Annotated in this window: 25 protein-coding genes; 13 read left to right on the plus strand and 12 right to left on the minus strand. The window is 65.4% G+C overall.

Annotated features, from left to right (window positions below; all coding sequences use genetic code 11):
• Positions 1–331 precede the first annotated feature (331 nt).
• Positions 332–529 carry a bacterioferritin-associated ferredoxin gene (locus tag ACH2CY_RS07640; RefSeq protein WP_395017789.1) on the minus strand — a complete coding sequence of 66 codons (198 nt, stop codon included), beginning with the start codon at positions 527–529 and terminating at the stop codon, positions 332–334.
• 209 nt (positions 530–738) lie between these two features.
• Between ACH2CY_RS07640 and ACH2CY_RS07645 the strand changes: the two genes are divergently transcribed.
• Positions 739–4131: an acyl-[ACP]--phospholipid O-acyltransferase gene (locus ACH2CY_RS07645; RefSeq protein ID WP_395017792.1), complete on the plus strand. Its 3393-nt coding sequence runs from the start codon at positions 739–741 to the stop codon at positions 4129–4131.
• Between the two features lies 1 nt (position 4132).
• Here ACH2CY_RS07645 and ACH2CY_RS07650 read toward each other — a convergent pair whose 3' ends face one another.
• The 3 genes from ACH2CY_RS07650 to argE form a co-directional block, all read right to left on the minus strand.
• On the minus strand, positions 4133–5677 hold the full coding sequence (locus ACH2CY_RS07650) for a B12-binding domain-containing radical SAM protein (RefSeq protein ID WP_395017794.1): 1545 nt from the start codon (positions 5675–5677) through the stop codon (positions 4133–4135).
• A gap of 169 nt (positions 5678–5846) precedes the next feature.
• Positions 5847–6293 (minus strand): NUDIX domain-containing protein, encoded by a 447-nt coding sequence (locus ACH2CY_RS07655; protein WP_395017796.1) that lies wholly within the window; start codon positions 6291–6293, stop codon positions 5847–5849.
• A complete protein-coding gene (argE, locus tag ACH2CY_RS07660) occupies positions 6290–7450 on the minus strand; it encodes an acetylornithine deacetylase (protein ID WP_395017799.1) in 1161 nt (386 codons plus the stop codon). Before argE ends, ACH2CY_RS07655 begins: the two co-directional genes overlap by 4 nt.
• A 76-nt stretch (positions 7451–7526) precedes the next feature.
• On the opposite strand from argE, the gene ACH2CY_RS07665 reads away from it, so the two are divergent.
• Complete coding sequence (locus ACH2CY_RS07665) at positions 7527–8426, plus strand: N-formylglutamate amidohydrolase (protein ID WP_395017802.1); 900 nt, start codon at positions 7527–7529, stop codon at positions 8424–8426.
• A gap of 56 nt (positions 8427–8482) precedes the next feature.
• Positions 8483–9733 carry an MFS transporter gene (locus tag ACH2CY_RS07670; protein ID WP_395017804.1) on the plus strand — a complete coding sequence of 417 codons (1251 nt, stop codon included), beginning with the start codon at positions 8483–8485 and terminating at the stop codon, positions 9731–9733.
• Here the strand turns inward: ACH2CY_RS07670 and ACH2CY_RS07675 are convergent.
• Positions 9723–10490: an NAD kinase gene (locus ACH2CY_RS07675; RefSeq protein WP_395017806.1), complete on the minus strand. Its 768-nt coding sequence runs from the start codon at positions 10488–10490 to the stop codon at positions 9723–9725. The two genes, ACH2CY_RS07670 and ACH2CY_RS07675, sit on opposite strands and share 11 nt — an antisense overlap.
• A 171-nt stretch (positions 10491–10661) precedes the next feature.
• On the opposite strand from ACH2CY_RS07675, the gene ACH2CY_RS07680 reads away from it, so the two are divergent.
• From ACH2CY_RS07680 to ACH2CY_RS07690, 3 genes are read left to right on the plus strand one after another with little or no spacing between them, the layout of a single operon-like run.
• On the plus strand, positions 10662–11198 hold the full coding sequence (locus ACH2CY_RS07680; RefSeq protein WP_395017809.1) for a molybdopterin-guanine dinucleotide biosynthesis protein A: 537 nt from the start codon (positions 10662–10664) through the stop codon (positions 11196–11198).
• A 10-nt stretch (positions 11199–11208) separates the two neighbouring features.
• Positions 11209–11700 carry a GNAT family N-acetyltransferase gene (locus ACH2CY_RS07685; protein WP_395017812.1) on the plus strand — a complete coding sequence of 164 codons (492 nt, stop codon included), beginning with the start codon at positions 11209–11211 and terminating at the stop codon, positions 11698–11700.
• Positions 11701–11726: 26 nt separating this feature from the next.
• On the plus strand, positions 11727–12266 hold the full coding sequence (locus ACH2CY_RS07690; protein ID WP_395017813.1) for a hypothetical protein: 540 nt from the start codon (positions 11727–11729) through the stop codon (positions 12264–12266).
• Here ACH2CY_RS07690 and moaA read toward each other — a convergent pair.
• Entirely contained in the window at positions 12253–13245 is a 993-nt protein-coding gene (moaA, locus tag ACH2CY_RS07695; RefSeq protein ID WP_395017815.1) for a GTP 3',8-cyclase MoaA, read from the minus strand. The genes ACH2CY_RS07690 and moaA overlap by 14 nt on opposite strands.
• A gap of 140 nt (positions 13246–13385) precedes the next feature.
• Here moaA and ACH2CY_RS07700 point away from each other — a divergent pair, with 140 nt between their 5' ends.
• Together ACH2CY_RS07700 and ACH2CY_RS07705 are read left to right on the plus strand one after the other, a co-directional pair.
• Positions 13386–14417, plus strand: coding sequence for a 2OG-Fe(II) oxygenase (locus ACH2CY_RS07700; RefSeq protein WP_395017817.1), 1032 nt, complete (start codon positions 13386–13388; stop codon positions 14415–14417).
• Positions 14418–14441: 24 nt separating this feature from the next.
• Positions 14442–14861: a VOC family protein gene (locus ACH2CY_RS07705; protein ID WP_395017819.1), complete on the plus strand. Its 420-nt coding sequence runs from the start codon at positions 14442–14444 to the stop codon at positions 14859–14861.
• Between the two features lie 10 nt (positions 14862–14871).
• On the opposite strand, the gene ACH2CY_RS07710 is transcribed toward ACH2CY_RS07705, so the two are convergent.
• The 6 genes from ACH2CY_RS07710 to flgF form a co-directional block, all read right to left on the minus strand.
• Entirely contained in the window at positions 14872–15438 is a 567-nt protein-coding gene (locus ACH2CY_RS07710) for a nucleotidyltransferase family protein (RefSeq protein ID WP_395017822.1), read from the minus strand.
• 31 nt (positions 15439–15469) lie between these two features.
• Positions 15470–15805 (minus strand): hypothetical protein, encoded by a 336-nt coding sequence (locus ACH2CY_RS07715; RefSeq protein ID WP_395017824.1) that lies wholly within the window; start codon positions 15803–15805, stop codon positions 15470–15472.
• Between the two features lie 87 nt (positions 15806–15892).
• The gene (gene flgH, locus ACH2CY_RS07720) at positions 15893–16717 is read right to left on the minus strand and encodes a flagellar basal body L-ring protein FlgH (RefSeq protein WP_395017827.1); all 825 of its coding nucleotides are present in this window, start codon (positions 16715–16717) and stop codon (positions 15893–15895) included.
• 11 nt (positions 16718–16728) lie between these two features.
• A complete protein-coding gene (gene flgA / locus ACH2CY_RS07725; RefSeq protein ID WP_395017829.1) occupies positions 16729–17721 on the minus strand; it encodes a flagellar basal body P-ring formation chaperone FlgA in 993 nt (330 codons plus the stop codon).
• Positions 17722–17728: 7 nt separating this feature from the next.
• Positions 17729–18514, minus strand: coding sequence for a flagellar basal-body rod protein FlgG (flgG, locus tag ACH2CY_RS07730; protein WP_395017832.1), 786 nt, complete (start codon positions 18512–18514; stop codon positions 17729–17731).
• Between the two features lie 16 nt (positions 18515–18530).
• The gene (flgF, locus tag ACH2CY_RS07735) at positions 18531–19277 is read right to left on the minus strand and encodes a flagellar basal-body rod protein FlgF (protein WP_395017835.1); all 747 of its coding nucleotides are present in this window, start codon (positions 19275–19277) and stop codon (positions 18531–18533) included.
• A 365-nt stretch (positions 19278–19642) separates the two neighbouring features.
• On the opposite strand from flgF, the gene ACH2CY_RS07740 reads away from it, so the two are divergent.
• The 5 genes from ACH2CY_RS07740 (at position 19643) to ACH2CY_RS07760 (ending at position 23124) form a co-directional block, all read left to right on the plus strand.
• Positions 19643–20152, plus strand: a complete 510-nt coding sequence (locus tag ACH2CY_RS07740) for a flagellar basal body-associated FliL family protein (RefSeq protein WP_395017837.1) — start codon at positions 19643–19645, stop codon at positions 20150–20152.
• A gap of 22 nt (positions 20153–20174) precedes the next feature.
• Entirely contained in the window at positions 20175–21260 is a 1086-nt protein-coding gene (gene fliM / locus ACH2CY_RS07745; protein ID WP_395017840.1) for a flagellar motor switch protein FliM, read from the plus strand.
• Positions 21261–21271: 11 nt separating this feature from the next.
• On the plus strand, positions 21272–21757 hold the full coding sequence (locus ACH2CY_RS07750) for a DUF6468 domain-containing protein (protein WP_395017843.1): 486 nt from the start codon (positions 21272–21274) through the stop codon (positions 21755–21757).
• Between the two features lie 13 nt (positions 21758–21770).
• Positions 21771–22580 carry a MotE family protein gene (locus ACH2CY_RS07755; RefSeq protein ID WP_395017845.1) on the plus strand — a complete coding sequence of 270 codons (810 nt, stop codon included), beginning with the start codon at positions 21771–21773 and terminating at the stop codon, positions 22578–22580.
• A 157-nt stretch (positions 22581–22737) separates the two neighbouring features.
• A complete protein-coding gene (locus ACH2CY_RS07760; protein WP_395017848.1) occupies positions 22738–23124 on the plus strand; it encodes a response regulator in 387 nt (128 codons plus the stop codon).
• Positions 23125–23136: the final 12 nt, after the last annotated feature.

Genomic DNA, 23136 nt, shown 5'->3' on the forward strand with positions numbered 1-23136 from the left:
TCGACTGAACGGGGTGGTGCGCGCATTCTTATGCACGTTCATCCGGGCCCCCAGAAAGACGCTGTTTGCTTCGCAACAACCAGCTTCCTCCGGTCGGCCCGGGTGAACAACCTCTATAGCAACGACAGCTAGCACCGAGGCTCGCTCTCCCATCAACCCCCACCCTTACCCAGCCCCCGCCCCCAAGATGGGGGCGGGCTGGGGCGGGGGTTGACCTCACCGCGTGAAGATTTCCGGAACTGAAAAAGAACTACCGCGTCGGCCGCTTGATGCCGAACCAGGTGAGGACGGCGGCCCAGCGCGACAGCGGAACGGAGCGCCAGATAACCATCTATTCCGCCGCCTTGCGCAGCGTCCGGGGGCTGCCGTGGACGTCGTCCACGATGTCCTGCGCCATGTCCAGGCAGCAGCCGCAACGCGGCGCCGCACCCAGGGCCTGGTAGACCGCATAGGCGTCGCCATGCCCGGTTTCCCGGGCCTTGGCCTCGATCTCGGCGGTGCGATAGGCGTTGCAGATGCAAACGATCATGGCCAAACCTTAACGGCAACTCAGAATGATTGTCAATTGCACGTCGTGCCGCAGGGCGCCGGTTTCAAGCCCCGGAAACCGCAGTTTTCCGCCATTTGACGGATTCGTGAGACGAATCCGTGACGCGCCGCACCAAACCGGTACCGCGGCTTGACCGACTCCCTCCCGCCCGTTCAAGTGGGGCGGGGAATTAAGGGACGGGCTTCACCATGAATGACCGCAGCTATCTGCAGCTGATCCTGGACAAGGGTTTCGGCTGGATGCTGGTCACCCAGTTTCTGGGGGCGCTGAACGACAACGTCTACAAGTTCATCGTCACCTTTTACGTCATCGCCCGAAAGCCGGATCAAGCCGAGCTCTACACGTCGCTGATCGCGGCGCTGTTCGTCCTGCCCTACCTGATGTTCTCTGGCTATGCCGGCCAGCTCGCCGACAATTTCTCCAAGCGCACCGTCCTCATCGCCAGCAAGAGCGTCGAGATCCTGGCGATGGTGATCGGCCTCGTCGCCTTCCTGCTGGGCTCTATCCCGCTGATGCTCGTGGTGATGTTCCTGATGGCGACGCATTCCGCCTTCTTCTCGCCGGCGAAATACAGCTGCCTCCCGGAACTGCTGCCGAACCAGGATCTCTCCCGCGGCAACGCTCTCATCGAGATGAGCACCTTCCTGGCAATCATCATCGGCACCGCCGGCGGCGGCGCGCTCTACCAGTTCTTCGGCGCCCATCCCTGGTTCCTGGGTGGGGTGACGATCGGCATCGCGGTCATCGGGACCTTGACCAGCCTCGGCATCGGCCGCACGCCCAACCCGAAGCAGCGCAAGGTGTTCCAGCTCAATCCGGTGATCGATAGCGTCTTCGCGATCCGCGCGGTCAAGCGCAACCGTCGGCTTTGGCTGACGGTGCTCGGTATCTGCTGGTTCTGGTTTCTGGGCTCCCTGCTTCAGCTTGCAATGCCGGTCTACGGCAAGCAGGTGCTGCAGATCTCGGAAAGCGCTACCAGCTGGCTGTGGGTTGCGGTGGCGATCGGCATCGCCATTGGCAGCGTCGCCGCCGGCCGGCTCTCTGGCCACAAGGTCGAGCTCGGTCTGGTTCCGATCGGCTCGATCGGCATGGGCATCACCTCGCTTTTCCTGGTAACCGCGCATACCTTCTGGGGCGCGATCACCTGCCTCTCGCTGCTCGGTTTCTTCGCCGGCTTCTACTCGGTACCGCTCAACGCGATGCTGCAGCAGAAGTCGGAGGCGGATGCACGCGGCCGCGTCATCGCCGCCAACAATGTTCTGAACTTCCTGGCGATCCTGCTCGCGGCTGGCGTCAACTATCTGCTCGGCGGATTCGCCGGGCTGCGGCCAGACCAGGTCATCTTTGTTTCCGGCTTTGCGACCTTCGCCGTCACTGCCTACCTCCTCATCCTGCTGCCGGATTTCATGATCCGCTTCTCGCTCTGGCTGATCACCCATACGATCTACAAGATCCGGATCGTCAACCCGCAGAACGTGCCGCTGAACGGCCCGGCCTTGCTGGTCTGCAACCATCTCTCCTTCGTGGACGGGTTGCTGGTCGGCGCCTCGATCCAGCGCTTCGTGCGCTTCATGGTCTATGCGCCCTTCTTCAAGCTGCCGCTGCTGGGCAAGCTCTTCACCCAGATGCGCGCGATCCCGACCGGCGGCGGCCGCGACGGCATCGCCGCGATCCGCCGCGCCCGCGAGGAGCTCCAGGCCGGCCACAGCGTCTGCATCTTCGCCGAGGGTGCGATCAGCCGCACCGGCAACATGCTGCCCTTCAAGCGCGGCTTCGAGAAGATCGTGCAGGGCCTCGACGTGCCGGTGATCCCGGTGCATCTCGACCAGGTCTGGGGCTCGATCTTCAGCTTCAAGGACGGCAAGTTCTTCTGGAAATGGCCGAAGCGTTTCTTCTATCCGGTCACCATCACCTTCGGCGCGCCATTGCCGTCGACCACGCGTGCCTGGGAGCTCCGGACGCGCCTGCTGGAGCTCGGCGCCGAGGCCTTCGACCATCGCCGCACCACCCGCGACCTGGTGCCGGTTCGCGTGATCCACACGGCGAAGAAGAACTGGTTCCGCTTCTGCATGGCGGATTCGCTGGGGCGGGAAATGACGTTCGGCGCGATGCTCACGGCATCGCTGATGCTGGCTAAGTGGTTCAAGCGCGAGCGCGCGGCGGAGAAACGCCTCGGCGTGCTGCTGCCGGCCTCGGTCGCCGGCGCGCTGGTCAACAACGGCTTGATGCTCTCGGGCAAGACGCCGATCAACCTCAACTTCACCATCGGCGCCGAGGCGATGGAAGCCGCCATCCACAAATCCGGCATCAAGACCATCATTGCCTCCAAGGCCTTCCTCGCCAAGGCCAAGCTGGAGGCGCGGCCGGAGATGGTCTTCATCGAGGACCTGATCGCCAGCGTGGGCAAGGCCGAGCGTGTGCTCACCTATGTCCGGGCGCTGCTGACGCCGGCCGGCTTGTTGTGCCGCATGACCGTGCCGCCGGGCGATCCCTTCAAGGATCTCGCCACCATCATGTTCTCCTCGGGCTCGACCGGCGAGCCCAAGGGCGTGATGCTTTCGCACCACAACGTGATCTCCAACCTGGAGGCGATCGGCCAGATCCTCGGCGCGACGCGCGATGACCGCGTGATGGGCGTGCTGCCCTTCTTCCATGCCTTTGGTTTTACCGGCACGTTGTTCATGCCGCTGGTCTTGGGTCTGGGCGCCGTCTATCACCCGAACCCGCTCGACGCGAAATCGATCGGCGGCATGATCAAGAAATACAAGGCGACCCTGCTCATCTCCACGCCGACCTTCTGCCAGTCCTACTACCGCGCCTGCGCGCCGGAGGACCTGGCCTCGCTGCGCCATGTCGTGGTCGGCGCCGAGCGGCTGCGCCCGGAATTCGGCGAGCAGTTCAAGGAGAAGTTCGGCATCCAGTTGCTCGAAGGCTACGGCGCAACCGAGATGGGGCCTGTGGTGGCCACCAATGTGCCCGACGTGCTGGAAGGGCCGGACCGGCAGATCGGCACCAAGCTGGGCACGGTCGGCCATCCGATCCCCGGCGTCGCCGCCAAGGTGGTCGATCCCGAGACCGGCGAAGCGAAGCAGGAAGGCGAGGAGGGGCTGCTGCTCCTCAAAGGCCCCGGCCGCATGGTCGGCTATCTCGCCGATCCCGATCGCACCGCGCAGGTGCTGCAGGACGATTGGTACGTGACCGGCGACATCGCGATCATCGACGAGGACGGCTTCATCAAGATCACCGATCGGCTCTCGCGCTTCTCCAAGGTCGGCGGCGAGATGGTGCCGCATCTGAAGATCGAGGAAGCGATGCTCAGGATCCCCGGCATCGGCGCCGCAGCGGTGGTCGCGGTGCCCGATGCCGATCGCGGCGAGCGGTTGTTCGGACTCTATGTCGCCGACGAGGCGATGGGCGCAGAGCTGGTCTGGAAAGGCCTCTCCGATAGCGGCCTGCCCAAGCTCTGGATCCCGAAGCAGAAGGACCTGCGAAGGATCGACGAGCTCCCGACGCTCGGCACCGGCAAGCTCGACATGCGCCGTCTGAAGGAAACCGCCAAGGTGATGGCGGCGGCGGGCTGAACTATTCCGCCGCGAGCCGGGCGGCTTCGTGCTTCTTCAGATAGGCGTTCGGGTCATGCATCAGCGCGCCCTCGGGCAGGGCGTCCCAGAGCGGTCCCATCTGGCGGCGGATCCGGTTGCGGTAGAAATCCGGCAACACCGTGGTCTCGCCGGCGAAGAATCCGCGCACGCTCGGATCGTTAACCAGCATGCGGTGGATCTTGCCCTGGAACTTCGCGCGGCCCGAGGATGAGGCGCGGACGAAGTTCATCGCCTTGGCGGTGAGCCCGCGATTGGCGCTGAAGCGGCGCCACAGCTGCGAACGCGAATGCGCATAAAGCGTCAGGTCCTCGGCCAGGCCGTAGAACTCGGCCCAGTCGTAATGCAGCGGCCGCACGTTCATGGCGTGGTTGCTGTCGAGGAAATGGTGCGGGAAAGGCAGCACCCGCCCGGCGCGCTGGAAGTCGAGATTGAGCGGTGCCGCCGCGCCGTAGGCGGTCAGCAGCGAGAAGGCGGGATAGGCGCCGGGGGCGAGATCGATGAAGCGCTTGGTGAGCTCGAACGGTTCTTCGCCGGAATCGCAATCGAGCCCCAGCACGAAATTGGTCTGCACGGTCGGGATATAGCGCAGGATGGTGTTCACATGGGCCGCGACCTGGCGCACCTTGTCCATGCCGGTCGATTTGCCGGTCTTTGACTTGTTGCCGAGCTCGTACCAGGATTCGATCCCCGGCAGGATTCCGACGAAGCCGTTGCGCTGCATGCGCTGCAGGTTCGGCTCCGACAGCAACGACAGGCTGCTCTCGGCGATGAAGCGCATACGGCCCTTCGGCACCGCGTCTTCGATCGCGGTCATATAGTCGTTGAAGCGGACGCCGAAGTTGGGGTCGTGCCAGGCGACGACCGGCCGCCGCATCTTCGTTTGCAGGAACTTGAGATCGGTGCGGATCCGGTCGAAGGCGAGCGGCTGGTAGTCGACGGTGGAATCGATGCAGAAGCTGCAGGTATAGGGACATCCCATGCTGCCGATCATCGGCACGAACTTGACCAGCGGCGCCTTCGCCAGCGTCTGGGCGACGAACTTCCAGCGCTCCTCCAGCAGCGGCAATTCGGTCGGCTGCTTTGCGGCGCTCAGGAAGCGCCCGGCCGGCCGGTGCGGCGCGGCTTCGTTGAGAATTTCGTCCAGGACGATCTTGTCGGTGAAGCCGAGGACGTAATCGAAATAGAGCGCGGCATCCTCCGGATAGCAGCGCGCATGCGGCCCACCGAGGACCGTGACCGCGCCGCGCCGGCGATAGAGGTTGCTGATCGCGTAGGCGGTCTGTGCCGAGCGGCTGAACGAACCGACGAAAACGACGTCGCAGTCGTCGCGGAGCATCTCGTCGATGTCCTCGAACCCGGTGTAGCAGATATAGCGCACCTTGTGGCCGAGTTGCTCGCACCAGGTCGCGATCACCTGAGGCATCAGGCTCGCGGTGTTGGCGTTCATCAACCGGCGAAAGGTGCTCCGGGTCGGTCCCTTGCTGACCAGATCCAGCACGGTAATGCGCAGTCGCCGTTTCGGCACGGTATCTCCTTAAGGGGCAATGGCTTGGCGGCGATATAGACGCCGGAATAAGGGAGCGGTTCCCCGCCTCAACGGATCGGCTGGTATTCGGGTTAAACGTGATTTAGCGCGCGGCGAGAGCCATTCAAATGAAAAGCGCTCATCTCTCGATATTGACGCTACGGCAGGCTCATTGCCGCAGCATTGCGGCAATTTCGGCAGAAAACCGACGGCAGTTCTCCGTAAAGCGCGGATCCGACGCGGCTTCGGAGAAGCTTAGCACGACCGCTCTGCCTTCGGTGATCACAAGTTGCGCGGGGTCGATTCCGCGCAGCAGGAAGAAGACGGAGGCGGTTCGATGCCCGCGAAAGTCGACCTTCGAGACCGCACCCAACCGCTCCAGTTGCTCCGCCCGCGCCCGGATCCCGGTCTCCTCGGTGAGCTCGCGCAAGGCGCATGCTTCCGGCGTCTCCCCGGGTTCGGCCGCGCCGCCGAAGGAAGTGATCATGCCGGGATAGTGGATGTCCGGCTTGTCGTCGCGGAGCTGCAGCACCAGCCGCCGGTCCTGGGTCAGCAGGAAGACGCCGGCCGCGGCATGGGTGTGGTCGTCGTCGAACCAGAGTTCGGGTCCGCTCACGCCGCGAGCTTGCCCCGCAGCCGTTCGATGAAGGCCTCGCATTGCGCGATCTGGGCGATGTCAACGAACTCGTCGGGCTTATGCGCCTGCTCGATCGAGCCCGGGCCGCAGACCACGGTCGGGATGTCGATCTCCTGGATCAGGCCACCCTCGGTGCCGAAGGCGATCTTGGTGGTGCCGTTGGCCTGGGTCAGGTTCTTGGCGAGCGTGGTGATCTCGGAATCCTCCGGCGTGTCGAGGCCGGGGAAAGCGGAGATCTGCTCGAAGCCGAAGCCGGTCTCCGGGGCGATCTTCTTCATCTCCGGCGTGAGCTCGGTCTCGACATAGCGCTTGAACTCGGCATAGAGCGCTTCCGGGTCCTGCACCGGCAGGTGCCGGAACTCGAAGGCGAAGGTGCAATCCTTGGGCACGATGTTCAACGCGGTGCCGCCCTGGATCGTTCCGGTATGCACGGTCGTGTGCGGCACGTCGTAATCATGATCGAACGGCCCCTCGGCGGCGAAGCGGCGGCCCATGCTGCGGAGATGCGCGATCGCCAGCGCCGCATACTCGACCGCGTTGACGCCCTTCGGTGCCAGCGAGGAATGGCATTCCTTCCCGTGCACATGGGCGCGCATGCTCTTCTTGCCCTTATGTGCGATGGCGACCTGCATCAGGGTCGGCTCGCCGATGATGCAGCCCTTCGGCTTCACTGGCAGATCCTTGATCACCGAAAGCGCCCGCCGCACGCCGAGGCAGCCGACCTCTTCGTCAAACGAGAACAGGAGATGAAGCGGGGTTCCGAGCCTGGTCTTGGAGAATTGCGGCACGGCCGCGAGCACGCAGCCGAGGAAGCCCTTCATGTCGCAGGAACCACGGCCGTAGAGCTTGCCGGCCTTCTCGGTCAGCGCCCAGGGATCGCTGCTCCAGTTCTGCCCGTCGATCGGCACCACATCGGTATGGCCGGAAAGGCAGATGCCGGGCCTGTCGTCTGCGCCGATCGTGCCGTAGAGATTGGCCTTCTTCCCGGTCTGGTCGGGGATGAGCGTGGTCTGGACGTCATGCGCGTGGAGATAGTCGCGGACGAAGTTGATCAGCTCCAGGTTGGAGTTCCGGCTGGTCGTGTCGAAGGCGATCAGCTTGCGGGTCAGCTCGAGGCTCTGGGGAAGCGCCGCCACGTTGGGCCTGCTTTCTGTTGACCTTTGTTGGCGTTCAGCATAGCGGTTGGAGGATCGCTGGCAACCCATCCACTCGATGACAAGCACCGACATCAAGAAGGTCCGCTTCCTCCCCGGCGTCCTGGTCCGCACCGCTCCGGCCGGTGCGGCTTTGCCCCTGGTCGTGGATTCCCCCCACAGCGGCCGGGCCTATCCGGAGGATTTCGGCCATGCAGCACCCCTGGCTTTGCTGCGCCGGGCCGAGGATGCCTTCGTCGATGACCTTTATGAGAACGCGCCGCGCCACGGCGCCGGCTTCCTGAAGGCCCTGTTCCCGCGCAGCTATGTCGATCCCAACCGCCATGAAGGCGAGATCGATCCCGCCATGCTGGAGGGGATCTGGCCGAATGCGATCGAGACCAGCGAGCGCACCGAGATGGGCCTTGGCCTGATCCGCCGGCTGATCCGCGGCAATGTCCCGGTCTATGACCGCAAGCTCCCGGTCGCCGAGATCGAAGGGCGGATCGCGCGCTTCCACCGGCCCTATCACGACGAGCTCGAAGCGATGCTCGCCGAGATGCACGGGCGCTTCGGCGGCGTCTGGCATATCAACGCCCATTCGATGAAGGCGCTGGGTCGCAAGCAGGGCAAGCCGGTTCCGCGCGATGATTTCGTGCTCGGCGACCTCGAGGGCGAGAGCTGCGATCCGGAGTTCACCGCCTTCGTCGCCGAGACGCTGCGCAGCTTCGGCTATGCGGTGAAGCTCAACCACCCGTTCAAGGGGGCGGCCCTGGTGCAGCGCTTCGGCCGGCCGCGGGACGGCCGGCACAGCCTGCAGATCGAGGTCAACCGCGGCCTCTACATGGACGAAGAGAAGATCAAGAAGACCGCCGGCTTCGACGCCCTGAAACGCGACATCGACCGCATGCTGGCGGCCGTCGCCGGCTTCGTCGAGCAGCAAATCGGCGCGCTTCCGGAGGTCCAGGAAGGCGAGTAGCCAGCACACCGCCGATCGGCTATTGCTGGCGAAACATCAGGGGCAGATTCCGCGTCATGTCCGGCGTCTCCGCCATTTCCGTTCTCCGGAACCGGAACTTCTTTCTCTACACCTTGAACTCGCTCTTGGCCTCGTTCGGCGCCGAGATCCTGATCGTCGCGATCGGCTGGCGGGTCTACGAGATCTCGCGCGACCCCTTCGATCTGGCACTGGTCGGCCTGGCTCAGTTCATGCCGCATATGCTGCTGGTGCTGGTAACCGGCACGGTCGCCGACCGCTACCCGCGCCAGCGCATCCTGATGTTCTGCATGCTGGCGGAACTCGCCTGCACCCTCGGCATCTTCCTGGTAGCGACCGCCTCGCTCACCCACACCTGGCCGATCCTGCTGCTGGTCTCGGCCCTGGCGATCGGCCGCGCCTTCTTCGGCCCGGCCTCGCTGGCGTTGGCGCCGACCCTGGTCGAGCGCGCGCAGATCCCGTCGGCGATCGCCTGCTCGACCGCGGCCTGGCAGCTCTCCTCGATCGCCGGACCGGCGCTCGGCGGCGTGCTTTACGGCTTCGCGCCGTCCGCGGCCTATTCGGTCGCGCTGGCGATGGCGCTGGTCGGCACTTTCGCCATCCTCGGCATCCGCAAGGTCGAGGAGCCGCAGGCCCGCGAGGTCGGGGCCTGGGATTCGATGATCGGCGGCTTCGCCTTCATGCGCCGCGAGAAGGTGGTGCTGGGCGCTTCCACGCTCGATCTCTTCGCCGTGCTGCTCGGCAGCGCCACCGCGCTGCTGCCGGTCTTCGCCCACGACATCCTGGTGACGGGGCCCTGGGGCCTCGGCCTGCTGCGCGCCGGGGTCGGGATCGGCGCGCTGGCCATGGCCCTGTTCCTCGGCGCCAAGCCGATCCGCCGCCACGCCGGCGCGATCATGTTCGTGACTGTCGCCGTGTTCGGCCTCGGCACCGTGGTCTTCGGCCTCTCGCATTCGATCGGCGTCTCGGTCGGCGCGCTGATCGTCATGGGCGCCAGCGACATGATCAGCGTCTACATCCGCGAGGTCCTGGTCCAGCTCTGGACCCCGGACTCGCTCCGGGGCCGGGTCAACGCCGTCTATATGCTGGCGATCAGCGCCTCGAACGAACTGGGCGCCTTCCGCGCCGGCATGTCGGCCTCGATCTTCGGCGCGATCCCGGCGGTGGTGATCGGCGGGATCTGCATTCTCGCCGTGGCCTTGCTCTGGGCGATCTGGTTCCCGGCCTTGCGCAAGGCCGACGACCTCACCGCCGTCGAAGCGCTGGAGCCCGAAGACGCTAAGCCATGAACTGTTCGCGGAGGATCCGTTCCTCGAGGTGATGCTCGGGGTCGAACAGCAGGTTAAGTGTGATGTTGCGGTCCTCGCGGATCTTCACCTCGGCGACGTCGCGGACCTCTGCGAAGTCGGCGGTGGCGGAGACTGGGCGGCGCTGCGGTTCGCGGATGATGAAGCGCACGTTGGCGGTGCGGGGCAGGATCGCGCCGCGCCAGCGCCGCGGGCGGAAGGCGCTGATCGGCGTCAGCGCTAAGGCGCCCGAGCCGATCGGCAGGATCGGCCCGTGGACCGAGAGGTTGTAGGCGGTGCTGCCGGCCGGCGTTGCCACCATCACGCCGTCGCAGATCAGTTCGGAGATCCGCTCGACGCCATCGACCTTGATGGTGATCTTCGCCGCCTGGGCGAGCTCGCGCAGCAGCGAGACCTCGTTGATGGCAAGCCGCACCTGCTCGCTGCCGTCGGTGGTCTTGGCCCGCATCTCCAGGGGATGCAGGGTGACCAGCTGCGCGCGCTCCAGCCGCTCCACCAGGTCGTCGGTGCTGTAGCGGTTCATCAGAAACCCGACGGTGCCGCAATTCATGCCGAAGATGCTGACCTGGCGTCCCATATGCCGGTGCAAGGTCTCGAGCATGGTGCCGTCGCCGCCCAGCACGACCAGGATTTCGGCATGCACCGGATCGGCCTCGCCGTAGCGGGACTTCAGCTCCGCCAAAGCGGCCTGGGCCTCGGCACTGGGGGCCGCGACGAATGCGAAGGTCGGTTTTGCCATTTGCGGATGAAGGGTAAGGGGCGCGGTTGCGGGACTGTCATCGAGTATAGCCGTGCCGGCAATCTCCGGAAAGTGCATGACAGGCCGCCGGCCTCCGCCGAAAGTCCAATCTCTCCTTGCAAACAGGGTGCCGCCGCCGCACTCTAACATCCTGGATTCTTGGGGGTTCGAATGCGTCGCCTGTCTCGCTGGTCTGTCGCGGGTGCTCTGGCGCTCGGCCTGAGCGCGGTGGGCATTCTGTCCGGAACGGCGACCGCGCAGGACAACGTCTCCTTCAGCCAGGAACCGGCCGAAGAGCAGTCGCTGCACGAGGGCTATTACTACCCGAAGCCCAAGACGGTCGAACATTACGTCTCGCGCACGATCACGCTCGGCGAAAGCGACAAGGTCCGTCGCCAGGCCTTCATCATCGGCATGACCAAGCAGCTGCTAGACGGGAAATACGCGCCGAGCTTCGCCATCTTCGCCAAGGGCGGCCAGTCGGAGAAGCTGATCATCGTCGGCATGATCGACGGCCAGCTGAACACCATCTACCGCGCCCGCGCCCTGCTCGCCCAGTTGACCGCGGTGGCGCGCTCGACGCCGTTCTTCCAGCAGAACACCCAGCCCGAGGAATCCACCTTCTTCGATTTCATGAAGCTGCTCGGCTTCCGCCAGATCACCATCACCGACGGGCGGGACTTCGCGCACCAGGTCATCGTGGATTGATGGGGGTCGATTGAGGGCGCGCGATACCCGTTTCGTCATCGAGCTCAGGCGCGGCCGCCCCGATGATGCGCTGACCATCGCCCGCCTGTTCCGCGACACCGTCCATGCCGTCAACCGCCAGGACTATTCGGAAGCCCATCTCGACGCCTGGGCGCCCTATCAGGTGGACCTGGAGCATTGGCGCGTCGTGATCGACGCCAGCTATTTCATGGTCGCGGTCTCCGGCGGCATGGTGGTCGGCTTCGCCAATCTCGACGGCGACGACTATGTGGACCAGCTCTTCGTCCACAAGGATCTCTTGCGCAAGCGCATCGCGACCAGGCTGATGGAGGAGATCGAGCGCGAGGCGAAACGCCGCGGCGCGGCGCGGCTCTGGACCCAGTCCAGCATCACCGCGCGCAAGTTCTTCGAGCGCCTCGGCTTCGCCACCCTCCAGGCGCAGCGCATCACCTATAACGGCCAGATCTTCGACAATTTCTCGATGGAGAAGCGGCTGAGATAGCCGCTGGCCAGGGAGCCGATCCGAGTATGGGACGAGACAGCGAACCGGCGGTGATCCGGCGCGAAGCAGCGGATGGAGCGGGCGCGGGCCGGGCCGGCATTCTGCTGCTCCAGCTTCTCGGTGCGGCGATCCTGGGCACGATCAGCTTCTATTTCTCCGTGATGGTCGGCTATCTGATCGCCGAGGCGGATATGACGTCGCCCGAGACGATGGCGCAGATGTTTCCGCCCGGCGAGCATTGGGTCCTGGTGGTGGTCCTGGTCACATCGGCCGTTGCCTACCTCGTCATCGACAAGGCCGGGCTTTTCCGCGCGATCGCCGATGCTGGCGCGGCCGGCTGGTTCGCGCTGTTTCCCGTGGTTCTGGTGGCGCTGATTGTCCTGCGCGGCATCGCGGTCGACCTCGTCTACTCTCCAGTCCATTTCGAGGCTGAGTTGTCGATCGAGTCCTACGGCTACCTGCTGTCGGAGCCGGCGCAGATCACGCCTTACCTGGTCGATGGGTTGCTGCTGTTTGTGATCTCGGTTCTGCTGGCCAAGGCCAGCGCCGGCGTCAACCGCCGGTGACGCTCATATGCCGCCCGACCGCGGGACCCTGGTGGCGGCGGTCGATCATGAAATCATGGCCCTTGGGCTTGCGGCCGATCGCCTCTTCGATCGCGGCGATCAGCGGCGCATCGCTTTCGCTGGCCCGGAGCGGCGCGCGGAGATCGGCGCTGTCCTCCTGGCCGAGGCACATATAGAGCATGCCGGTGCAGGTGACGCGCACCCGGTTGCAGGATTCGCAGAAGTTATGGGTGAGCGGCGTGATGAAGCCGACCCGCTGGCCGGTTTCCTTCAACCGCACATAGCGCGCCGGGCCGCCGGTGCGCTCGGACGTCTCTTCCAGGGTCCAGCGCCGCGCCATGTTCGCGCGCAGCAGCGAGATCGGCAGATACTGGTCGAGCCGGTTCTCGCCGCCGATATCGCCCATCGGCATCACCTCGATGAAGGTGAGGTCGTGGCCTTCGCGGCCGGCCCATTCGACCAGCGAATCCACTTCGCCGTCGTTGACGCCTTTGAGGGCGACGGTGTTGATCTTGACCTTGAGGCCGGCTTCCTTGGCGGCGCGCACGCCGTCGAGCACGGTGTCGAGCTTGCCCCAGCGGGTGATCTCGGTGAATTTCTTCGGATCCAGCGTGTCGATCGAGACATTGACCCGCTTCACGCCGAGCGACGCCAGCTCATCGGCATGCTTGCCGAGCTGGCTGCCGTTGGTGGTGACGGTCAGTTCCTCGAGCGCGCCGCTCTTCAGATGCCGGCCGAGCGCGCGGAACAGCTCCATCACGTTCTTCCTGACCAGCGGCTCGCCGCCGGTCAGCCGCAGCTTCCTGACACCCAGGCCGATGAAGGCGCTGCACAGCCGGTCGAGTTCCTCCAGCGACAGCACCTCCGCCTTCGGCAGGAAGGTCATATGCTCCGCCATGCAATAGACGCAGCGGAAGTCGCAGCGGTCGGTGACCGATACGCGGAGATAGGAGATGGTGCGGCCGAACGGGTCGATCATGGGATGCCTAATATAAGGGTGCGGGCGATGGTTTTCACCGGATATTTCGCCCGGCTTCAGGCCGGCAAATTCGCTTGATCGGCCGCCCGCCATCCGCACAATGCCCACCGAACAAGCCCCTAGCGACCTTCCGGGAAATCATGGCCCTGTCCCAAACCCCCACCTTGCAGCCTGGCACGCCGACCGCCGCCAAACCGCCGCTGGAAGCGGGCGATATTGCCCCGGCCTTCCGCCTGGCGGCTGCCACCGGGGAGGGCATCGACCCCGCCAGCGACCTGGTCGCCGGCAAGCCGCTGCTGCTCCTGTTTCGCACCGGCGACGCTCTGCCGCAGGGGCTGGAGGCACTGCTGGCGGCGGTGAAGGCCGCCGAGGGCCGTGCCGTGTTGGCGACCGCGCTCGGCGAGACCGCGACGCTGGACGGCTTCGAATCCGCGGCCGATGCCGAGGGCACGGTGCGCGCGCTGTTCGGCGCGGCTGGGCAATCGCGCCTGGTGCTGATCGCGCCCAACCGGCACATCGCCTATATCGGGGGCGATGCCGCGGCCGCGCAAGCCGCCTTGGCGAAGATCGCCGCGGCCCGCGCCACCGTCTCGATGACGTCGCATCCGCCGGTGCTGATCCTGCCCGATGTTCTTTCCCGCGCCGATTGCCAGAAGCTGATCAACATCTTCGCCATGCAGGGCCAGACCTATGTCGAGCCCGGCCATGGCACGCTGCCGCCGGGGAATTCCGACTACAAGCAGAAGATCCCGGAATACGGCCGCAAGGACCGGATCGATCATTGGATCCGCCAGCCGGAGACCAACGCCTTCATCGACGACCGCATCAACCGCCGCCTGATTCCGGAGATCCAGAAGTCGTTCCAGTACCGGATCACCCGGCGCGAGGCCTATCGCATCGGCTGCTACGAGGGCGAGCGCGGCGGAGAATTGCACGGCCATCGTGACAACACCAAGCCGATGGTGGCGCATCGCCGCTTCGCCTGCTCGATCAATCTCAACACCGAGCAGTTCGAGGGCGGCGAGCTCCGCTATCCGGAATTCGGCAACCAGCTCTACCGGCCGGAAACCGGCGCCGCCATCACCTTCTCCTGCTCGCTGCTGCACGAGCCGATGCATGTGACCAAGGGCCGGCGCTTCGTCCTGCTCGCCTTCCTCTACGGCGAGACCTGATTCATCCCGTTCGGGAGTTCAGCCATGCAACAGCAGATTTCGGTGATCACGCTCGGCATCGCCGATCTCGCGCGCTCGCGCCGCTTCTATGTCGAGGGCTTCGGCTGGAAGCCGGTGTTCGAGAATCCGGAGATCGTGTTCTACCAGATGAACGGCCTGATGCTCGGCACCTGGCTCGGGAAAGCGCTGGCCGAGGACATGCAGCGCGAAGCCATGCGGAGCGGCGGCTTCGCGCTCGCCCACAACGTGCCGAGCCGCGAGGCAGTGCAGCCTTTGCTCGATCGGCTGGCGCAGTTCGGCGGGAAGATGCTGCGCCCCGGCGATGCGCCGCCCCACGGCGGCTTCCGTGGCTATATCGCCGATCCCGACGACCATGCCTGGGAGATCGCCTGGAATCCCGCCTGGCCGATCAGCCCGGAAGGCTATGTCAGCTGGGGCACCTGACTCGCACCCGTCATTCGTCTTCGATGATCTTCAGCCAGGGCCAGCGCGCGACATAGCTGTGCGCCTTCTCGCGGAACCGGGTCAGGTCATCGCGCCGGAACGCGGTCGGCCGGAGCTCGCCCTGTCGCGTCTCTGCGGTGCCATAGGGGGCGATCAGCCGCAACGTGCCGTCGACCTGGGGCATCAGGCCGATGCAGGTGGATCGCACGAGAAAGTGGCTGATGCCGTCCTCGACGCAGAGCAGGGGCGGGTAGTCGCCGCCGCCGAAGCGCTTCTGATACCAGAGATGGACCCGCGCCTGGTTCTTCACATCGACCAGCACGTCGAGATCGGCGAACAGCGCGGCGGCCTTGCGCACCACGACGTCCTCCGCCTCATAGGAGAGATCGGAAGCGTCGAAATAGAAGATGTCGTAGTCCTTGACGCCTTCGGCGACCGGCCGGTCGGAGAGTGCGTTCCAGAACGCCTGGTAGACCGAGCCCGCGACCAGGCAGGCATTCGGCGCGCCCAGCATCGGCAGGCGTTCCAGGATCTTGCGGTTGATCGGATTGCCGAGCGCGGCGGCGGTCAGGTCCATGCGGTCCCGGGCAAGCTCAAAATTCCCAGGCTCAAAACTCGAGCTTCGGCACGAACAGGCACTGCACCGGTCCCTCCATGGGCGCGCCGGTCAGGTTGCCCTTGACCCGGCACCACCACATCTTTCGGTCCCGCGACCAGTAGGTATGGGGATCGCCCATCTTGAAGCGCTGGCGGGTGGCCGGCACGAACCAGCTGTCGCCCTCCAGCTGCACCGCGCCCTCCGGCACTACGGCGCATTCCTTCGGGCCGCAGCACCAGGCGATCGCCGGGTCGCGCATGATCCATTCGGCTTCGCCATGGACTTCGATCGGCTTCAGGCCGAGCGAGAGATGGGTGAGCGCGACAACCATTCCAATCGAAAGCACCGGGGCGCCTCCTTGGGATCGGGGGCGTTCATCCTAGAACGAACCCGACCGGCTGGAAACGCCCCGGTTGACTCGCGAATTGCGAACTTAGAACGGGAACAGGATGTCGTAGACCTGCTGGCCGTAGCGTGGCTGCTGGACGTCGGAGAGAGTGCCCTTGCCGCCATAGGCGATCCGGGCCTCGGCGATCTGGTCGTAGTTGATCTCGTTCGCGGTCGAGATGTCGGTCGGCCGGATGATGCCCTGCACATTGAGCTCGCGGAGCTCGTAATTGACCCGCACCTGCTGCGTCGCGTTGACCACCATGTTGCCGTTCGGCATCACCTGGGTGATGACCGCGGCCACCCGCAGGTTGACGGCTTCGGCGCGATCGACCGTGCCCTTGCCGTTCTGGTCGGTGGTGCTGTCGGTGTCGATCAGGTCGGCGGGATCGGTCGCATCGGTGAACACCTGGTTGGCGTATTTCTCGTAGCCGAGCAGCGCCGAGGCCTGCGCGTTGTTGCTGCCGTCGCGGCTCTGCGTGGTCTCGTTGTCGAGCGTCGCGGAATCGTCGATCTTGATCACCACGGTCAGGATGTCGCCGACCTTGCTGGCGCGCTGGTCGGCGAAGAAGGTGCGGCTGCCCTGGCGCCACAGCGAGTTCGCCTGACGGACGTCGCTCATCGGCGCCGGCATCGGCATGGTGACCGGCTGATAGTCGGCCTGCGCATTGGGGTTCTCGATCGGGTCGATCGCCGGCTCCTTGCCGACGTCGGCGATGCGCTGGAGCATGTTGCCGCAGCCGCCGAGCGAGACCGAGGCCACCGCCAGGATCAGGGCCAGCGGCAGGACGCGCTTCACGGGTTTCGGCTTGCGCCGTCCGGAACTCAAACCGGTGGTGCGCGCGAGGCCTTGCTTCATTCGGGTCGTCATTGCCCGTCTCCTCAGTTCAACGCTATGGCGCCGGCGATCGGGATCACGACGGTCGTCGCGTCCTTCACCACGCCGGTCAGGGTCTTGTTGCTCATCGTGTTGACCACGCGGATCGGCTGGCCGATCGCCGCATCCTCGAGGGCGCGGCCCTGCGCGGTCAGAGTCATGTTCTCGGTCTGCACCATCAGCGTGATCATGCTGCCGCGGTGGATGCTGGGCGCCATGGCGACGTCGCTCATCCGCAACATCTGGCCGGAGCGCAAGGGTCGGCGCGCCGTCATGCCGACCAGCTGCTTCGGATCGGTCACGGCGTTGGCGGCGATGCGATCGATGCGGACCGCCATCCAGTCGAGGTCGGGAAGCTGGATCACTTCGCCCGGCGCCACGGAGCGCGCCAGCACCGGAAGCTGCACGGTCTCATGGACGCTGCCGGCCACGGTGCGGTTGATCAGGGCCGGGCCGGAAGCCGGCACCACCAGCTGCACGGCGAAGCGCTGCGAGTTGGGGTCGAAGCGCACGTCCTGGACCGCGAGGGTCGGCTCGACGCTGGTCGGCAGCACCAAGTTGATGTCGCCGACGTCGAAGGCGATGGCGACCTCCTTGTCGGTGCCGAGCGTGTCGCGAAGCGCATCCTTGACTTGGCTCATCACCTGCTCGGGGTCGATCTTCTGCGCGGCGCGCGCGACCAGCACCCGCTGGTATTTGCTGGCCGGCGCCCAGTCGAGTGAATAGGCGCGGATCAGCGAGCGCAGGAAGCGGTTGTCGAGCACGATGGTCTGGCCGGGCAGCGGCGCCTGGGCGACCGGAGAGTCGCCCAGCGAGATCGGCTGCTCGAACAGATCGCCGAGCCGCACCACGTCGTCGCTGACCGTCACGTTCTCCTTGAGCGTGAGACCGTTCTCGGCGGCGGCGGTGGCGTCGAGCTCCTCGGCGCCGGCCGGCATCGAGAACACCAGCCAGGCCGAGAGCGCCAGGGTCAGCATCAGGAAGGCAAAGCGGATCATCGCTGCCTCACCGGATCTGGGTCACGGTGCCCATCATCGAATCCGAGGCCTGGATGACCTTGGAGTTGATTTCATAGGCACGCTGGGCGGTGATGAGATCGGTCATCTCGGAGACCATGTTGACGTTCGACTGCTCCAGGAAGAACTGCTGCAGCTGGCCGAAGCCGATGTCGCCGGGATTGCCCACGGTGGGGGCGCCGGAAGCCTCGGTCTCGACCAGCAGGTTGTCGCCGTTGGACTGCAGGCCGGGCTCGTTGATGAAGTTGGCGAGCTGGATCTGGCCCAGCAGCTGTTGGTTCACCTGGCCCGGTATGGTGGCCTGGACCTGGCCGTCGGCGTTGATGGTGAGCGTGGTGGCGTTGGCCGGGACGGTGATCGCCGGCTGCACCTGGAAGCCGTCGGCGGTCACGATGATGCCGGTGTTATCGAGCTTCAGCGCGCCGTCGCGGGTATAGGCGGTGGTGCCGTCCGGCAGGGTCACCTGCAGGAAGCCGCGGCCCTTGATCGCGATGTCGAGCTGGTTGTTGGTGGCGATCAGCGAGCCCTGCTCGTTGATGCGATAGACCGAGACCGGCTTCACGCCGAGGCCGACCTGGACGCCGGCCGGCACGATCGTGCCGGTATCGGAGGACTGGGTGCCGACGCGGCGGTATTCCTGGTAGAGCAGGTCGGAGAATTCCGCCCGGCTCCGCTTGAACCCGGTGGTGGTGACGTTCGCGATGTTGTTCGCGATCACGTCGATGTTCAGCTGCTGGGCGGCCATGCCGGTCGAGGCGGTGAACAGGGAGCGCATGATGGGTGGCCTTCCTTTAGCTGCTCGGGATGATGTAATTGACGGCCCGCTTCATGCGGTCGTCTTCGCCGTCGATGAAGCGCTGCACGGCCTCGTAGGAACGCTGCACCCAGATCATGCTGGTGAGCTCCTTGACCGACTGCACGTTGGACTGCTCCAGCATCCGCTGGACCACGCCCGGGTTTGCCACCTGGATCGGCGGCGCGTCGCTGGTGAAGAACACGCCTTCTTCCGGCTTCAGGGAGTCGCGCTTGGCGAAATCGACCACGTCGAGCTTGCCGTAGACCGCCTGGGCATTGCCCTGCTGGGTGCGGTCGGCGGAAACGCTGCCGTCGCCGGAGATCTGCACCGGCCCGTCATCGGGATCGATCTGCAGCGGGGCACCGCCGGCCAGGACCGGATAGCCCTGCTTGGTGACGACCTGGCCCGCGGCGTTGAGCTGGAAATGGCCGAAGCGGGTGTAGCGGGGGCCGTTCGGGGTCTGCACCACGAAGAAGCCGTTGCCCTGGATCGCGACGTCGAGATCGTTGCCGGTCGGCTGCATCGGCCCGGTGCTGTAATCCCGCGCGGTCGCGAAATCCTGCACATAGGCCAGCTTCTGCGGCGCGCCGCGGACCTGGGAGCGAATCGGAACGGTGGTGAAGATCTCGGACTCGGCTTTGAAGCCGGGCGTCGCCACGTTGGCGAGATTGTTGGCGACCACGTCCATCTGCCGCACGAGGGCAGTCTGTCGCGACAGTGCGACGTAACTCGGTGTTTCCATGACGGTGCCCCTTCTGGGTCAATGTCCAATCGGCACTTCGGCCGGTCGAAGAGTTGAATGCAGGACGCGTGCCAGAATAATTTCGCGCTATTCCAACCACTTGATCGGTGATGGGCGGGGCGGCCCGGGCGGCAGCCCCGGTCGATCCGGTCGGCGGTCCCGGCAGTTCTTGCCGTGCCGCGGCCCGCGCGCCGCTCCATCGGAATGCGCCGCGGAATAGTCGAGTCCGGGATTTCCCTGCGTCATTCGGGCGTGGGATCGCGTTCCGGTTTTCACGAGATGTTAACCATCACCTTCATACATTCCCCTCAGCCGTGGGGGCCGGAGGCGGTCCGCTGGGATGAGGTCATTTTAGGGTCATGGTCATGGCGGCAGCCGAAGAAGCACCGGCAACAGATGCACCGAAGAAGAAGAAGTTCAGCGGCAAGAAGCTGGTACTGTTCATCCTCCTGCCCGTCCTGCTGTTGGGCGGCGGCGGCGCGGCGGCGTATTTCCTGCTGTTGAAGAAGGATCCGGCGGCCGAGGAACCTGCCGCCGAGGGGGCGGCCGAGCATGCCGCCGACGAGCCACAGGTCTATGTCGCGCTCGAGAACCCGCTGCAGGTCAATCTGGTCGGCACCGGCAAGCGGATGCCCTACCTCAACCTCGATCTCTGGCTCGCGGTGAAGACCGAGGAAGACGCCAAGAAGCTCGAGGGCGTGATGCCCAAGGTGGTCGATCAATTCCAGGTTTATCTCAGGAGCCTCCGGATCGAGGACCTGCAGGGCGCCGACGGCGTGCAGCGCATGCGCGACGAGCTGCTGCTGCGCGCCAAGGCCGCGGCCAAGCCGATCGAGGTCGAGGACGTGCTGATCAAATCAATGCTGGCGCAGTAACCGAGCCAGGCGGAGCAAGGGCATGATTGGCGACGACGAAAACCAGGGCGAAGAAGAGCTCTCCGAAGAAGAAAAGGCCGCCGCGGCGGCCTGGGAGCAGATGGCCGACGAAGGCGGCGAGGGCGGCGAGGGCGATGCCGCCGGGCCCGTTTCCAACCGCGTGCTCGACCAGAGCGAGATCGACAGCCTGCTCGGGATCAGCGGCGGCGGCGGCGGTGGCGGCGACAAGCCCTCCGGCATCCAGGCGATCCTCTCGAGCGCGCTGGTCTCCTACGAGCGCCTGCCGATGCTCGAGATCGTGTTCGACCGCCTGGTCCGCATGCTCTCGACCAGCCTCCGGAACTTCACCTCGGACAACGTCGAGGTCAGTCTCGACAACATCACCGCGATCCGCTTCGGCGATTATCTGAACTCGATCCCGCTGCCCGCCATGCTCGGCGTCTTCAAGGCCGAGGAATGGGACAACTACGGTCTCATCATGGTGGATTCCACGCTCACCTATTCGATCGTCGACGTGCTCTTGGGCGGTCGCCGCGGTACCGCCGCGATGCGCATCGAGGGCCGCCCCTACACCACGATCGAGCGCAACCTGGTCGAGCGGCTGGTCGGCGTCGTGCTGAACGACCTGACCGCGACCTTCGATCCCTTGTCGCCGGTCACCTTCCGCTTCGAGCGCCTGGAAACCAACCCGCGCTTCGCCGCGATCGCGCGCGCCGCCAACGCGGCGGTGCTGGCGCGCCTCAGGGTCGATATGGAAGACCGCGGCGGCCGGATCGAGCTCTTGATCCCCTACGCGACCCTTGAGCCGGTGCGCGAGCTGCTGCTGCAGATGTTCATGGGCGAGAAGTTCGGCCGTGACTCGATCTGGGAAACCCATCTTTCGAGCGAGCTCTGGCAGACCGACGTCGAGATCAACGCGGTGCTGGATGAGCTGACCCTGCCGTTGGGCGAGGTCCTGAACTGGAAGCCGGGCTCGCGCCTGGCGCTGGAATGCACGCCGGATTCCGAGGTCGAGCTCAGGTGCGGCGACGTCCAGCTGTTCAAGGGCCAGATGGGCCGGCGCTCGGGCAAGATTGCGGTCAAGATTTCCGACCGGCTTATGAAGTGAGTTGAGGCGGGATGAGTATCGGTTTGCTGGCCGACGGTCTGCTGATCGTTCTGCTGGGCGCAGCGCTTGTTTCCGTCTATCGGCTGAACAGGCGCATGGCGGAACTGCGCGAAGGCCGCGCCGCGTTCGAGAAGCTGACCGCGGACCTGGCGGCGCAGACCAAGGCGGCGACCGAGGGCTTGGCGGCGTTTCGCGCCAATGCCGAGGGTTTGGGCAAGCAGCTCGACGGCGGCGCCGAGCGCGGTCGCCAGGTGATCGCCGAGGTGCAGCGGGTCTCGGATGACCTGCGCCTGTTGATCGGCCGGGCCGATGCCTCATCGACCCGGCTGGAGGAAGCCGTCGCGGCTGCGCGGCGGAGTGAAGCTTTGTTGGGTGCGATGGAGAATCGGCCCGTGGATCGCGGTGCTTCTGACCCGGGTCAGCCGGCGCGCGTCGCGGAAGCCGAAGTCTCCCCGGAAGCGAAGGCGTTCCTGTCCTCGCTCTCCGGCATGCGCTGAAGGAGAAGTGAGCGTGGCAAAGTTCCGCATTCGGTTGCTCCCGGCCCTGATGGGCGCGCTGGCGCTGATGATGACCGTGAAGATCGGCGGCATCTGGCAGGAGCTCTCGGTCACCGTCGGCAGCGAGACCGAAGCCCAAACCCAACCTCAACCCCAGGCCCAGACGCCCGCGGCGCCCGCCGCGCAGCAACCGACCCAGCTCGCCCCCGATACCCAGACCGCGCAGCAGCCGGCGACCCCCGCGGCACCGCCGCCGGTCACCCCGACGCAGCCGACGGCACAGATCCCGGCCACCCCGGCCGCTCCGACCGACGCCGCCCCGGCGGCCGGCGAGGCCCCCGCTGCCGTTGAAGGGGCGCCGGCCGAGGCGCCGAAGCCGGATTCCGCGGCGGCGGTCGATCCGTTCAACTACACCGACGAGGAAGTGGACGTCCTGCAGCAGCTCTCGAAGCGGCGCGCGGAGCTCGATGCCAAGGCGCGCCAGCTCGACGAGCGCGAGGCCCTGGTGGCCGCCGCCGAGCAGAAGATGGACCAGAAGATGGCCGAGCTCAAAGCCATGCAGTCCACGCTCCAGGACCTGCTGAAGAAGCGCAGCGATGCCGAGGAGGCCCAGCTCCAGAGCCTGGTCAAGATCTACGAGAACATGAAGCCCAAGGCCGCCGCTGGTGTCTTCGAGGAGCTCGACATGGACATCCTCCTGGAAGTCATCGCGCGGATGAAGGAACGCAAGGTGGCGCCGATCCTGGCCCTGATGACGCCGACCAAGGCCAAGGAGGTCACCTTCGAGCTGGCCCAGCGCCAGCAGCTGCCGGTGGTTCCTTAATGTGAGATTGGCGTCCTGGGACCAAGCCTTAGGAATGCCAGCTAAAAAGGCTAAGAACTTGGAAAACTTGCCGGATTTAACCCGGGCTTAACGATTACAGGGCTATTCAGTCTCATCGAAGCAGCGGGCTTGAGAAGAGAGCCGAGAGGAATTCGAAATGTCGGTCGATATGCAAATGAACATCCTCATCGTCGATGACTACAAGACGATGCTCAGGATCATCCGCAATCTGCTGAAGCAGCTCGGCTTCAACAATGTGGACGAGGCGACCGACGGCTCGATGGCGCTGCAGAAGCTGCGCGACAAGGAATACGGCCTGGTGATCTCGGACTGGAACATGGAGCCGATGACCGGCATCCAGCTGCTCCGCGAGGTCCGTGCCGACGCCAAGCTGAAGGCGCTGCCCTTCATCATGATCACCGCGGAATCCAAGACCGAGAACGTGATCGCGGCGAAGGAAGCCGGCGTCAACAACTACATCGTGAAGCCGTTCAACGCCGCCACCCTGAAGACCAAGCTCGCGTCGGTGATCGGCAACTTCTGAGCCCTGTAGGCC

Source organism: Dongia sp. (assembly GCF_041905885.1).
Lineage (GTDB): Bacteria > Pseudomonadota > Alphaproteobacteria > Dongiales > Dongiaceae > Dongia.

Bases quoted from the DNA above. Each gene is read 5' to 3' on its own strand.
- ACH2CY_RS07640 (WP_395017789.1), bottom strand. From the start codon at position 529: ATGATCGTTTGCATCTGCAACGCCTATCGCACCGCCGAGATCGAGGCC.
- ACH2CY_RS07645 (WP_395017792.1), top strand. From the start codon at position 739: ATGAATGACCGCAGCTATCTGCAGCTGATCCTGGACAAGGGTTTCGGC.
- ACH2CY_RS07665 (WP_395017802.1), top strand. From the start codon at position 7,527: ATGACAAGCACCGACATCAAGAAGGTCCGCTTCCTCCCCGGCGTCCTG.
- ACH2CY_RS07670 (WP_395017804.1), top strand. From the start codon at position 8,483: ATGTCCGGCGTCTCCGCCATTTCCGTTCTCCGGAACCGGAACTTCTTT.
- ACH2CY_RS07675 (WP_395017806.1), bottom strand. From the start codon at position 10,490: ATGGCAAAACCGACCTTCGCATTCGTCGCGGCCCCCAGTGCCGAGGCC.
- ACH2CY_RS07680 (WP_395017809.1), top strand. From the start codon at position 10,662: ATGCGTCGCCTGTCTCGCTGGTCTGTCGCGGGTGCTCTGGCGCTCGGC.
- ACH2CY_RS07690 (WP_395017813.1), top strand. From the start codon at position 11,727: ATGGGACGAGACAGCGAACCGGCGGTGATCCGGCGCGAAGCAGCGGAT.
- moaA (WP_395017815.1), bottom strand. From the start codon at position 13,245: ATGATCGACCCGTTCGGCCGCACCATCTCCTATCTCCGCGTATCGGTC.
- ACH2CY_RS07700 (WP_395017817.1), top strand. From the start codon at position 13,386: ATGGCCCTGTCCCAAACCCCCACCTTGCAGCCTGGCACGCCGACCGCC.
- ACH2CY_RS07705 (WP_395017819.1), top strand. From the start codon at position 14,442: ATGCAACAGCAGATTTCGGTGATCACGCTCGGCATCGCCGATCTCGCG.
- ACH2CY_RS07710 (WP_395017822.1), bottom strand. From the start codon at position 15,438: ATGGACCTGACCGCCGCCGCGCTCGGCAATCCGATCAACCGCAAGATC.
- flgH (WP_395017827.1), bottom strand. From the start codon at position 16,717: ATGACGACCCGAATGAAGCAAGGCCTCGCGCGCACCACCGGTTTGAGT.
- flgA (WP_395017829.1), bottom strand. From the start codon at position 17,721: ATGATCCGCTTTGCCTTCCTGATGCTGACCCTGGCGCTCTCGGCCTGG.
- flgG (WP_395017832.1), bottom strand. From the start codon at position 18,514: ATGCGCTCCCTGTTCACCGCCTCGACCGGCATGGCCGCCCAGCAGCTG.
- flgF (WP_395017835.1), bottom strand. From the start codon at position 19,277: ATGGAAACACCGAGTTACGTCGCACTGTCGCGACAGACTGCCCTCGTG.
- ACH2CY_RS07740 (WP_395017837.1), top strand. From the start codon at position 19,643: ATGGCGGCAGCCGAAGAAGCACCGGCAACAGATGCACCGAAGAAGAAG.
- fliM (WP_395017840.1), top strand. From the start codon at position 20,175: ATGATTGGCGACGACGAAAACCAGGGCGAAGAAGAGCTCTCCGAAGAA.
- ACH2CY_RS07750 (WP_395017843.1), top strand. From the start codon at position 21,272: ATGAGTATCGGTTTGCTGGCCGACGGTCTGCTGATCGTTCTGCTGGGC.
- ACH2CY_RS07760 (WP_395017848.1), top strand. From the start codon at position 22,738: ATGTCGGTCGATATGCAAATGAACATCCTCATCGTCGATGACTACAAG.